Raw genomic sequence first — 12861 nt, 5'->3', positions numbered from 1 at the left:
CAGTCCTAGTGCAAGTGAGGGTGCCATGGCCGATCTTTACCCCGTCAAGGCGGACGTTGCCGCCAAGGCGCGCATTGACAACAACACTTACCAGCAGCTCTACCGCGAATCGGTGGACAACCCCGACGCGTTCTGGGGCAAGGCCGCCGAGCGGCTGGACTGGTACAGGAAGCCGTCCACGATCCGCAACGTCAGCTACCAGCTCGACGATTTCCGCATCAAGTGGTTCGAAGACGGCGAACTCAACGCCAGCGTGAACTGCCTGGACCGCCAGCTGGACAAGCGCGGCGACAAGGTTGCGCTGCTGTTCGAACCGGACAGCCCGGATGCGCCGGCGCAGGGCGTGACCTACCGCGAGCTGTACGAGCGCACCTGCCGCCTCGGCAACGCGCTGCGCAACCTGGGCGTCAAGAAGGGCGACCGGGTCACCATCTACCTGCCGATGATCGTTGACGCGGCCGTGGCCATGCTGGCCTGCGCGCGCATCGGTGCGATCCACTCGGTGGTGTTCGGCGGCTTCGCGCCCAATTCGATCGCCGACCGCGTGATCGACTGTGGCAGCAAGTTGATCATCACCGCCGACGAAGGCCTGCGCGGTGGCCGCAGGATTCCGCTGAAGGCCAACGTGGATGCCGCGCTGAAGCTGCCCGGCACCACCACGGTGGAAACCGTGCTGGTGGTGCGCCACACCGGCGGCGCGGTGGACATGCAGGCCCCGCGCGACCGCTGGTTCCACGACGTGGTGGACCCGCAGCCGGCACAGTGCGAACCGGAGCGGATGAACGCCGAAGATCCGCTGTTCATCCTCTACACCTCCGGTTCCACCGGCAAGCCCAAGGGCGTGCTGCACACCACCGGCGGCTACCTGCTGTACGCGGCCTACACCCATGAAGCGGTGTTCGACCTGCGCGAGGACGACATCTACTGGTGCACCGCCGACGTGGGCTGGGTCACCGGGCACAGCTACATCGTGTACGGCCCGCTGGCCAACGGCGCCACCTCGCTGATGTTCGAAGGCGTGCCGAACTACCCCGACACCTCGCGCTTCTGGCAGGTGATCGACAAGCACCAGGTCAGCATCTTCTATACCGCACCCACCGCCATCCGTGCGTTGATGCGCGAAGGCGATGCACCGGTCAAGCGCACCTCGCGCGCCTCGCTGCGCCTGCTGGGCAGCGTCGGCGAGCCGATCAACCCGGAAGCCTGGCGCTGGTACTACGACGTGGTCGGCGATGGCCGCTGCCCGATCGTGGATACCTGGTGGCAGACCGAAACCGGCGGCATCCTGATTTCGCCGCTGCCCGGCGCGATCGATCTCAAGCCCGGGTCGGCCACCCTGCCCTTCTTCGGCGTGCAGCCGGCGCTGGTCAACGCCGATGGCGAGATCAAGGACGGCGCCACCGAAGGCAACCTGATCATCCGCGATTCGTGGCCGGGCCAGATGCGCACCGTCTACGGCGACCACCAGCGCTTCATCGACACCTACTTCCGCACCTACCCGGGCAGCTACTTCACCGGTGACGGCTGCCGTCGCGACGAGGACGGCTACTACTGGATCACCGGCCGCGTCGACGATGTCATCAACGTGTCCGGCCACCGCATCGGCACCGCCGAGGTGGAAAGCGCACTGGTCTCCCACCCGAAGGTGGCCGAAGCGGCCGTGGTCGGCTTCCCGCACGACATCAAGGGCCAGGGCATCTATGCCTACGTGACCCTGGTGGCCGACGAAACGCCGAGCGACGAACTGCACAAGGAGCTGGTGGCGTGGGTGCGCAAGGAGATCGGCCCGATCGCCTCGCCCGACCACCTGCAGTGGGCCCCGGGGCTGCCGAAGACGCGCTCGGGCAAGATCATGCGCCGCATCCTGCGCAAGATCGCCGAGAACGCACCCGACCAGCTGGGTGACACCTCGACCCTGGCCGACCCGTCGGTGGTGGCATCGCTGGTGGAAGAGCGTAAGGTCAAGTAATTGGTTCCCACCTCCCCCATGACAACCCTGCTGATCGCCGATGACCACCCCCTGTTCCGTGAAGCCCTGCGCGGCGCGGTGCAGCGGGTGATGCCGGGCGTGCTGCTGTACGAGGCCGACAGCGTGGAAGCGCTGTACCAGCTGGCCGACCAGCATGCCGATGCCGACCTGGTCCTGATGGACCTCAACATGCCCGGTGCGCAGGGCTTCAACGCGCTGGTGCACATGCGGGCGCTGCACCCGCAGTTGCCGGTGGTGGTGGTGTCCGCGCGCGAAGAGCCTACCGTGATGCGGCGGGCGCTGGACCACGGCGCGTTCGGGTTCATTCCCAAGTCGGCCGACTCGGACACGATCGGGCATGCGCTGGGCACGATCCTGGACGGCGAAACCTGGGCCCCGCCGGAGGCGCACAACGTGCCGCCGACCGGGCGCGAGGAACGCGAGGTCGGCCAGCGCCTGCGCGAGCTCACCCCACAGCAGTTCCGGGTGCTGCAGATGCTCGGCGCCGGGCGGCTCAACAAGCAGATTGCGTATGACCTCAATGTGTCCGAGGCCACCATCAAAGCGCATGTGACCGCGATCCTGCGCAAGCTGGGCGTGACCAACCGTACCCAGGCGGTGTTGATGGCCGGCAAGCTGACGCTGGATGACGAGCCGTTGGTGTTGCCGCCGGAAGAGGATTGATCGGGGGTTGCGGGGCCGCCTGGCTGCGTCGTTGCGTCGCTGCGTCGTTGCGTCGTTACGTCGTTACGTCGTTACGGTAGAGCCGACTGTTAGTCGGCTGCGGAGACATGCAGCGGACTAACAGTCCGCTCTACCTTCGGCTGCGGAGACATGCAGCGGACTAACAGTCCGCTCTACCCCCCGGCTGCGGAGACATGCAGCGGACTAACAGTCCGCTCTACCTCCGGCTGCGGAGACATGCAGCGGACTAACAGTCCGCTCTACCTGCTTCGGCTTATAGCCGAAGCTATACATCCCAGCACGCCCTGCGCAATTCGGCGATTTGGGCGGTAAACCGCGTTCGCGGTGCTAAGCTTCGCGTCCCCTTGGGGAGTAGCCTGTTTCCTGCTGAAGGAAACGCCCGTATCAACATGCTCGGCCAGTGCGCCGTGGTGCGGGCAGCCAGTGATGGTTGGCGAGACCAGCGGTCCGCGTGCGCAACGACAGGTTGGGCGCGAACGTGGGCCGTTGTCCGTCATCGCCCAACCTGCACTGTCGTGTGATGTCCCCCATTTCGATGCTGTTGATCGGCTTTGCCATGTCCACCGATGCCTTCGCCGCGGCGATCGGCAAAGGCGCTGCCATGCGCAAGCCGCGTTTTCCCGATGCCCTGCGCGCCGGCCTCATCTTCGGTGTGATCGAAGGCCTTACGCCGGTGATCGGCTGGTTGCTCGGCCGCGCCGCGTCGTCCTACGTGCAGGCCTTCGACCACTGGATCGCCTTCGTGCTGCTCGGTGCACTGGGCGTGCACATGATCATCAACGGCGTGCGGCACGACCCGGACGATGACAGCGACGATCCCGACAAGCACCACGGTTTCTGGCACCTGGCCGTCACCGGCTTTGCCACCAGCATCGATGCCCTGGCCGTTGGCGTGGGCCTGGCCTTCCTGGACGTGCACATTGGCGTGATGGCGGCGGTGATCGGCCTGTGCACGCTGGTGATGGTCACCACCGGCATCATGCTGGGGCGGGTGCTGGGCGACATGATCGGCAAGCGCGCGGAGATCGTCGGCGGCGTGATCCTGATCCTGGTTGGCAGTGCCATCCTGTATGAGCACCTCAGCGGCGCCGCCGGCTGAGCAGCGCCGGGCGGCCGGGCCTCAGCTGCGTGGATCGTGGTAGTCGACGATGTCGACCAGTTCATGCCCGGCTGGGCCTTTGCGGTGCAGAAGCCGCCACACGTTGCGGCCGGGACTCTGCCGGCCCGCAAAGTGGATGTCGATGGCGAGGTAGTTCCTGCCGTGGTAACGCACCGGATGGCCGCACGGACGGTTCGCTGCGAGATCCTGCTCGATCCGTCTCAGTTCCCGGCAGGTACGACTGTCCGCGGGCAGTCCGGCCAGCTTTGCGCGCAGCAACGGCCCGCGGATGACCCGTTCGTGGTCAGCGTCTGCTGGCGCGGCGATGTGCGTCACGGGCGCGGCGCTGTCGTGGCTCACGTGCCGGCGCCGCGGCAGTCGGCGATGGGTTACATCCACCAGTGGACTGGTCGCCAGCGTTTCCACTGTTTCCCGGGCTCGGTCATGCAACGAATGCACGCGCATCTCGCCCTGGCATTCGTCGGTGGTGAACGCATGCGCATCACGCAGCGCGGTATTGGCAAGGTCCACGCGCAGGTACGGGCAGTGCAGCTGGCGCAGCACGGTGCCGGCGCGCGTGCCTGCCTGGTTCAGCGCGGTAGCGATGGCCGTGCCCTGCCCTTCGCGCGCGGCCACCAGGTAACACGCGTTGGCGTTGCGCTTGGCGAGCAGCATCACCGCACGATCGCGGCAATGGGTCAGGTAGAAATGACGGATGACGCCTGCAATGAGCGGATTCGGTGGCACCCTGCGGGTCTGGCAGTATGCATTGAATTCACGGGCGACCCGGCTGAAATCCCGCTCCAGCTGCGCGGCGAGAGACTTCAACGCGTCCAGGTCATCAACGCTGGTGCCGGCCTCATGCAGCAGCTCGCGGACGGCCGGGTAGTCGACCAGCGCCTTCTCATGCGGCTGCAGTTGCCGCGCAGGCTTGTCGGGGTCCAGCCATCGCATCGCGTTGGTGCAGCCGATCCCCATCCAGCCGGAGATCAGCGCGGGCTTCACGATCTCGGCAACGCTCCATGCGGGACCGGCGGCATTGGTGCAACCGCGGAATACCAGCTCGAATCCTGCGCCCACCACGACACCCAACGTGCCTGCGAGGGGAATCGCCGCGCCGGAATGCAGCGGGGTGGCAAGAAGGGAACGCAGCGAGGGAACGGGCACGGAAACTCCGCAGCAGGTGGTCGGCTGCGCAGCATAGACAGCGCGACGGCACGAGCGTGCCGCAGCTGTCGCCTTCAACCTTGGAGGGTCGAGTGCGCCGCCAGGTACGCGCGCAGCGAGGCTGGCTTGATTGGCTTAGTCAGCAGGCGGTAACCCCGCTCGCGCGCCATGCGCTTGAGTTCGTCGCGCCCATCGGCAGTGAGCAGCGCGCCGGGAATGTCGCGCCCGGCGCGTTCGCGCAGCGCCACCAGCGTATCCAGTCCATCCAGGCGGTCATGCAGGTGGTAATCCACCAGCATCACGTCCGGCTGCGCCTGCACTTCCTCCAGCGCCTGGTCTACGGTGCTGGCAGTGATCACCTGCACCTGCCAGCGGCCGAGCAGCGCGCGCATGCCGTCGAGGATTTCCTGGTCGTTGTCCACGCACAGCACGCGCATGCCGGCCAGCGAATCGGTGCGGGTGCTGTGCTCGGGCACGCTGGCCTGCGCGTCGCTGGCCGGTAGATCCGGCACCTGCGCACGGGGCAGCAGGATCGAGAACATGCTGCCGCTGCCCACCTGGCTGCGCGCGTTGAGGCGGTGGTCGAGCAGGCGCGAGATGCGCTGGCAGATAGACAGGCCCAGCCCCAGCCCCTGCTCGCCCCAGTCGAACGGCTGCTGGTAGCGGTGGAACTCGTTGAAGATCTGCTGCATGTGGTGCTCGGGGATGCCCGGCCCGGTATCCCACACCTGCAGTTCGATCTCGTCGCGGCGGTGGCGCACGGCCAGCACGATGCGGCCCTGGCGGGTGTAGCGCAGCGCATTGGCCAGGAAGTTCTGCAGCACCCGGCGCAGCAGCCGGCGGTCACTGCGCACCCAGGCCGGGCGCGCGAACAGGTCCAGGCGCAGGCCGCGCCCGGCCGCCACCGGCGAGTACTGCGCGGCCAGCTCGCGCATCAGCAGGCTCACGTCGAAATCGCCGATCACCGGGTGCAGGCCGCCGGCATCCAGCCGCGACACGTCCAGCAGCCCGTCCAGCAGTTCTTCGGCGGCACGCAGGGAGGCGTCCACGCGCTCTGCCAGGTGCCGCTGTTCATCGTTGTTGTGGTGGCTGTCGCGCAATGCCGAGGCGAACAGGCGCGCTGCGTTCAGCGGCTGCAGCACGTCATGGCTGATTGCGGCCAGGAAACGGGTCTTGGACTGCTGCGCCACTTCGGCTTCATGCGAACGTTCGGCCACGCGCTGTTCCAGCGTCTCGTTGGCTTCCAGCAGCGCGGTCTCGGCGTGCTTGTAGTCGGTGATGTCATTGTAGCTGGTGACATAGCCGCCGCCGGGCAGCGCCTGGCCGCGCATCTCGATCACCCGGCCATCGCTGCGGGTGCGCTCGAAGATGTGCGGCGAACCGGCGCGCATGTAGCCGATGCGGCGGTTGATCTGCACGTCGATATCGCCCTCGCCCAGCTCGCCGCGCTCGGCGTTGTAGCGGATCAGGTCGGCCACCGGGCGGCCTACGTACAACATGCCATCGGGGTAGCCGAACATCTGCTGGTAGCGGCGGTTCCACGCGGTCAGGCGCATGTCCGGATCAACCACGCTGACCCCGGCACTGATGTTTTCCAGCGTGGTGGACAGGATTTCGCGGTTGAAGCGCAGTTCCTGCCCGGCCTCATCGAGTACCGCTACCACCTCGCCCAGGTCCATGCCCGAGCCGCGCAGCAGGCTGGTCAGCAGCAGCCGCGCGGAGGCCGCGCCGATCGAGGCGGCCAGCAGGCGTTCGGTGAACTGCACCCAGGCCCGGTCCGCCGGGGCCGAGGCCTGCAGCTCGCGGCCCAGCGACTGCGCCTGCTCGAAGAACGACCGGCGCGCATGGCGATCGCCGACCACGCGCGAGGCCAGCGCCAGCAGGTCGCCCACATGCACATGGCCCGGCCAGGCACCGGCCACGGAGGGGCGCTCGGCATACGGGTCCAGGAACGGCGCGGCGCGCAGGCGCTCGTCCACGCCGGGGCGCCAGCGCACCGACACCAGCAGCATGGCCGCGGCGTTGATCAGCAGCGACCAGAACGTGCCATGGGTGAGCGGGTCCCAGCTGGTCATGCCGAACAGCCCCTGCGGCCGCAGCCAGGCAATGCCGAACGGTCCGTCGCTCAACCAGGCCGCATCCATCCAGCCGGCGTGGGTCAGCGCCGGCAGCAGCAGGGTGTAGATCCAGGTGCCGAAGCCGAGCAGGATGCCGGTCTCCACGCCCCGGCGGCTGGCACCGCGCCAGTACAGGCCACCGATCAGGCCGGGCGCGAACTGGGCCACCGCGGCGAATGCCATCAGCCCGTACGAGGCCAGCGTGCTGTCGTTGCTGCTGCCGCGGTAGTAGCTGTACGCGGCCAGGGCCAACAGCAGGATCGCCATGCGGCGGATCCACAACACCCGCGAAGCGACGTCCGCCGCTTCCTGGTGGTCGCCACTGCGGCGCAGCAGCACCGGCATCACCAGGTCGTTGCTGACCATGGTGGCCAGCGCGATGGACGACACGATGACCATGCCGGTGGCAGCCGAGAAGCCGCCCACGTAGGCCACCAGCGCCAGGAATTTACGGCCTTCGGCCAACGGCAGGGCCAGCACCATGCTGTCGTCGGCGATGCTGCCGCCGGTGCCGAACAGGGTCACACCGGCCGTGGCGATCGGAATCACCATCGCCGAAATGATGATCAGGTAGCCGCCGAACATCCACCGCGCGCGGCGCACATCGCGCACGTCGCCGCATTCCACCACCGCCACGTGGAACTGGCGCGGCAGGCACACGATGGCCAGGAAGCTGAGCAGGGTCTGCGAGATGAAGCCCACCGGCGGCAGCCCGGTGAACAGCGTATGTGCGCTGCGCACCACGGTTTCGCCACGGTCGGCCAGCCACAGGTAGGCGAACAGGCCCAGCGCCACCATCGCGATCAGCTTGATCATCGATTCCAGCGCGATGGCCAGCATCATGCCGTGGTGGTGTTCGGTGGCATCCACCTGGCGGGTGCCGAACAGGGTGGCAAACAGCGCCATCAGCAGCGCCACGTACAACGCCGGGTCGCTGAACCAGCCGGTGGGCCCGACGCTGCCGGTCAGCACCTGCAGGCTCATGGCCACGGCTTTGTACTGCAGGGCGAGGTAGGGAACGATGCCGATCAGCGCGATCACCGCCACCAGCGCGGCCAGGCGGCGCGAGCGGCCGAACCGTGAGGAGATGAAATCGGCGATGGACACCACGTTCTGGCTGCGCGCGATCAGCGCCAGGCGTTCGATGATGCGCCAGCCAAACAGCAGCAGCAGCAGCGGGCCCAGGTAGATCGGCAGGTAGCCGATGCCGTTGCGCACCGCCGTGCCCACCGCCCCGTAGAAGGTCCACGACGAGCAGTACACCGCCAGCGCCAGGCTGTAGACCACCGGGCGCAGCCACGGGCGGTCGGGGTACATGGGACGGCGGTCGCCCCACCAGGCCACGCCGAACAACAGGGCGGCATAGGCCACCGACACCAGCAGCAGGATCCAGCTAGAAACCACGGGCATGTTTCCGCAAGCGCAGGCCGCAGTGTAGCCGCTGCACGCCCCTGCTCACGCCGCCAGCGGACGCGACGGCAGCTGCAGGTCGATCCGGGTGCCCTCGCCCGGGCGGCTGTGCACCTGCACCGCACCGCCGGCCGCCTCCACCAGGCCGGCGGTCACCGCCAGGCCCAGGCCGGTACCCTGTCCCACCGGCTTGGTGGTGAAGAACGGTTCCAGGCAGCGCGCGCGGACCGTTTCGCTCATGCCCTGGCCGGTGTCCTGCAGCTGCAGGACCACGCGTCCGTCGGTATCGGGCGGCTGCAGGCGCAGCGTGAACCGGCCACCGTCGGGCATGGCCTGGCTGGCATTGACCGCCAGGCTGAGCAGGATCGATTCGAGCTGGGCCGGGTCGAAGTGGATCAGCCGCTGCACGTCGCCGGTTTCCACTTCGCAGTGCACGCGGTCATCGAACACCTGCTGCAGCGTGGGCGCCATCGCCGCCAGCGTGGCGGCCGCGTCCAGCAGCTGCGGTCGGCCCGGCTCAAGCCGGCTGAAATCCAGCAGGCGCCGGCTCACCGCGCTGGCCCGCCGGGTCGCCGAATCCGCGCCCTGCAGGGCCGCCTGCAGGGTCTCGCCCTCGCTGCGCCGCGCCTTGGCCACGTAGCCCTGGATGAGCGCCAGCAGGTGGTTGAAATCGTGCGCGATGCCGCTGGCCAGGCGACCTACGTTGTCCATCTTCATGGCATGCACGAGCTGGTCGCGCGAACGCTCGCGGGCCTGCATCTCCACCTGCAGCTCGTCGCGCTTGCGGGCCAGTTCCTGGCTGCGCTGGTGGGCTTCCTGCAGGCTTTCACGCAGGCCGGTCACGCTGTGGTGGAGCAGCCAGGCAGTCATGACGGTGCCGAATGCCGACACTGCCAGGTCACTGGTCGCGTGCAGCACCCGGTCGGTCCGGAACAGGCCCGACGCCGCGTCGACCCAGCCGCCCAAGGCCATCAGCCCGCACAGCCATGCCGCGGTCCAGGCCAGCGGACGGCGGCCAAGCACCGCCGCCACCAACAGCACCGGCACCAGCTGCACCAGCTGCACCCGCAGCTGGGCGGCCAGTCCCCAGTACCCGTAGGCCAGCACCAGCAGCAGCAGTTCACCGGCAAGGAACACCACGGCGGCATGCAGGCTGCGGCCGGCCCGGTGCTCGATCAGGCACAGCAGGCACAACAGCAGGTGGGCCGCAGCCATGGCCGGGACCATCATGTCCAGGCCCGCCCCGAGCCGAAACGCCGTCCACGCCGCCAGCAACGGGTGGTACAGCCCCACCAGCAGCAGCAGGCTGCCCAGCATGGCATCGGTACGCCGACCCAGCCCGGCAGGGCGTTCAGCGGCGGCGGCGCGGGTGGAAGGCGACGACTCGGGCATGCGGCAGGGAATGGCGGGCGGCGCCGGCGCGCGGCGGCAACATCGGTATATTAGCAGTGCGCTGTAGATCGTCTGCACTCGACCGGGGAAGTCGTTGTCGCCATGCCTATGTTGTCGCTAGTCCGGCGCGGACTGCCTGCGCTTGCCGTTGTGCTGTCCCTGGCCGCGCCGCCCGCCCAGGCACAGCGCCCGCTCGACGCAGCGCCGCAGATGGCGCAGGTGGAACAGTGCCACGCCCTGCTCACCAGCGAACCGCAGGCCTCGCTGCAGCTCGCGCGCAGCCTGTTGGCCGCGCCCTCGCTGTCCACCTCGATGGAAATCGGCGCGGTCGGCTGCCTGGGGGTGGCGCTGCGGGCGCTGGGGCAGCTGGACCAGACCACCGACCTGCCCGACCGCCTGCTGGCGGCCGCGGCGCGCGCCGACGCCAGCCCCGACGATATCCAGCGCGCCCGGACCATGGCCGCGCACCTGCTGCTGTGGCGCGGCGACCACGCGCGCGCGCTCGGCTTGACCGGCACCCTGCTGGACGATGCGGTTCGGCAACGCGACGTGCAGGGCCAGATCGGCGCGTTGATGCAGATCGCGATGATCCGTGGCGACGCGATGGGCGATGCCGAAGGCGCCCTCACCTACCTGCACAAAGCCACGCAGCTCAGCGACCACCTGCACCGGCCGCCGAACCCGGGCGACCTGATCCTGTACTACAACTATGGGTATGCGCTGCTGATGCTGCAGCGGTACGAGGAAGCCACCGCAGCCTTCAAGCGCGCCGAAGCGATCGGAACGCGGCTGAGCGGCCAGGACGTGTTCCTGCATCGCATCGCCAGCCATCGCGCCGAAATCCTGCGCGTGTCGGGGCAGCGGGAGGCCGCCGAGGCAGCGCTGCGCGGCGTGTTGGCCTGGCAGGGAAAGCAGGATCCGCAGGGCCAGGTGGTGACCCTGCAGCGCCTGGCACGGCTGGCGATGGACCGGGGCAACGCCGCGATGGCGCTGCCGCTGGCCACCCAGGCACAGGGCCTGGCAGAGCACGGGCGGTTCGTGGAAGAAGTCCGCAACGGCCTGGACCTGCTCGGTGACATCCACACCCTGCTGGGTCACCGCGAGCAGGCGCTGCAATACGTACGCCAAGGCCGCGCGATGGACCAGGCGCGCAGCAAGGGCGAGACCCTCACCCAGCTGGCCAGGCTGCAGGCCTCGGCCGAACGCAGCATCCATCCCGCCCAGGTCAATGCCGAACAGGACCTGGGCCGGGTGCGAGTGCTGCGCAACAGCGCGGTGATCGCTTTCCTCACCGTCGCGGTGATTGCGACGGTGCTCGTGCTGCGGCTACGCCAGCAGCGCGGCCAGCTCACCGCACTCAGCCGGACCGACAGCGTCACCGGGCTGCCCAACCGCCGCGAGGCCGAGCGCAGGCTCGACGAACGCGCCGCAGGCCACGAAGGCGCAGCGCGCAGCGCGCTGCTGCTGATCGAACTGGACGACTTCAAATCGCTGAACGAGCGCCATGGACAGGCAGCCGGCGACAGCGTGCTGCGTGCCGTGGGCGAATGCCTGCGTGCGGCCTGCGACCGGCACGACCTGCTGGCACGCTGGGGCGGCGCGGCCTTCCTGGTGGCGCGCCACGACACCGGCGCGGAAGCGGCACAGGCCCTGGCCGGGCACCTGCGGCTGGCCATCGAGCGGCTGGTGGTGGATCTCGCCCCCGGTCAGCACCTGACCCTGACCGCCAGCGTGGGCATGGCACCCCTGCCGTTGTTCGGCGATGCAACGGCGGAGCGGGATGACAGCCTGCGCGCTGCCGATCGTGCACTGCAGGGCGCCCGCCAGGGCGGGCGCAATGCATGGGCAGGGATATGGGGCGAGGACGGGACCCAGGCACCGCATCTGTATGCAGTGCTGGGAAATCCGGAAGAGGCCGCGGCGGCCGGGTGGGTGCGTCTCAGTGGCAGCCGGCCCATTCGCTGGGATGTGTGATGGATCCGACGTCAGCGGATGACGTCGAACCGCACTTCCACCCGCCGGTTGGGCAGCAGGCATTCCAGCAACGCCACGCGCGGGCGCACGCCGTCGCACTGCTGCACCTGCTGCGTGTCACCCCGGTATTCGTAACGGATCGTCGCCGGGTCCAGCCCGCGTCCGATCAGCAGCTCGCGCACCGTGCGCGCGCGCCGCTCTGAGAGCGCCTGGTTGGCGTCGAAGCCGCGCCCCTGCAGGCGGTCGGCATGCCCGACCAGCGTGACGCCCTGCAGCTTCAGCTTCTCCGCGGCGATGCTGGCCAGCGCGCGGTCGATGCTCTCCAGCGAGTAGGTGCGGATGTCGCCGTAGCCGTCGCGGTCGAACTCGAACAGCACGTTGGCCACCAGCGGGCCCGGTGCGGCGATGGCCGCCGGGGCCACGTCGCACTGGCGGGCCAGCGCTTCGGCGTCGTTGACCAGCTCCTCGGCGATCTGGATGTACGGCTTGGAATGCCGCCACTGCTGCTGGTTGAATTCGTTGCCGGCGTGCACGAGCTCGACCTCGCCGCAGGCCACCTGCTGCGCCGCGCAGGCAAAGCCCGGCGTGCCATGCAGCACGCGGAGGCGCTGCCACAGGTCGTCGCGCAGGTACTTCGCGTTGTTGACCAGCGGCGTGTCGGTGGGCAGCGGGCTGGCGCCCTGTTCCATGCCGATGATCAGCCGCTCGGATTCACCCAATGCAGCCTGCGGGAAATCGCTGCGGTCGTTGCGGCTGTATTCGTGGAAGGACACGTCCAGCCAGCACTGTGCCTTGGACAGGTGGTAATCGCGGATCGGGCGGCCGCCGTCGTTGAGCGCCTGGATGCGGCCCTGGGTGGCCTCATACGTGGCATGGTCGGCATGAATCGCCTCGTCGGTGATGCGCTGCTGCTGCGGCAGCAGTTGCGCCGTCTGGGCGTGTGCGGCACCGGCAAGGGCGGCAAGGAGCGCCGCGCCCAGCAGCGGGCGCGCAGAACGGAAGATCGGGTTGGCGTTGTTCATCAGGGC

The 12861-nt window shown here is 68.6% G+C and carries 8 protein-coding genes; 4 read left to right on the top strand and 4 right to left on the bottom strand.

Going from position 1 to position 12861, the window contains the following annotated elements; genetic code table 11:
* Positions 1-25: 25 nt before the first annotated feature.
* From acs to mntP, 3 genes are all read left to right on the top strand, one after another.
* Positions 26-1969, top strand: coding sequence for an acetate--CoA ligase (acs, locus tag SOM39_RS05030; protein WP_320457689.1), 1944 nt, complete (start codon positions 26-28; stop codon positions 1967-1969).
* An 18-nt stretch (positions 1970-1987) separates the two neighbouring features.
* Complete coding sequence (locus SOM39_RS05025) at positions 1988-2653, top strand: response regulator transcription factor (RefSeq protein WP_068847883.1); 666 nt, start codon at positions 1988-1990, stop codon at positions 2651-2653.
* A 541-nt stretch (positions 2654-3194) separates the two neighbouring features.
* Complete coding sequence (gene mntP / locus SOM39_RS05020) at positions 3195-3773, top strand: manganese efflux pump MntP (protein WP_320457688.1); 579 nt, start codon at positions 3195-3197, stop codon at positions 3771-3773.
* 21 nt (positions 3774-3794) lie between these two features.
* On the opposite strand, the gene SOM39_RS05015 is transcribed toward mntP, so the two are convergent.
* From SOM39_RS05015 to SOM39_RS05005, 3 genes are all read right to left on the bottom strand, one after another.
* Positions 3795-4940 carry a hypothetical protein gene (locus SOM39_RS05015; RefSeq protein ID WP_320457687.1) on the bottom strand — a complete coding sequence of 382 codons (1146 nt, stop codon included), beginning with the start codon at positions 4938-4940 and terminating at the stop codon, positions 3795-3797.
* A gap of 74 nt (positions 4941-5014) precedes the next feature.
* A complete protein-coding gene (locus tag SOM39_RS05010; protein ID WP_068847889.1) occupies positions 5015-8461 on the bottom strand; it encodes a hybrid sensor histidine kinase/response regulator in 3447 nt (1148 codons plus the stop codon).
* 51 nt (positions 8462-8512) lie between these two features.
* Positions 8513-9859, bottom strand: a complete 1347-nt coding sequence (locus tag SOM39_RS05005; protein WP_320457686.1) for a sensor histidine kinase — start codon at positions 9857-9859, stop codon at positions 8513-8515.
* Between the two features lie 102 nt (positions 9860-9961).
* Here SOM39_RS05005 and SOM39_RS05000 point away from each other — a divergent pair, with 102 nt between their 5' ends.
* Positions 9962-11833, top strand: a complete 1872-nt coding sequence (locus SOM39_RS05000) for a tetratricopeptide repeat-containing diguanylate cyclase (protein WP_320457685.1) — start codon at positions 9962-9964, stop codon at positions 11831-11833.
* Between the two features lie 11 nt (positions 11834-11844).
* Here the strand turns inward: SOM39_RS05000 and SOM39_RS04995 are convergent, their stop codons facing one another.
* The gene (locus tag SOM39_RS04995; protein WP_320457684.1) at positions 11845-12855 is read right to left on the bottom strand and encodes an OmpA family protein; all 1011 of its coding nucleotides are present in this window, start codon (positions 12853-12855) and stop codon (positions 11845-11847) included.
* Between the last annotated feature and the right edge of the window lie 6 nt (positions 12856-12861).

Source organism: Stenotrophomonas sp. CFBP8994, from assembly GCF_034044835.1.
GTDB classification, from domain to species: domain Bacteria; phylum Pseudomonadota; class Gammaproteobacteria; order Xanthomonadales; family Xanthomonadaceae; genus Stenotrophomonas; species Stenotrophomonas rhizophila_A.
Note: the sequence above shows the minus strand (reverse complement) of the source record. Positions and strands in the feature narration are given on the sequence as shown.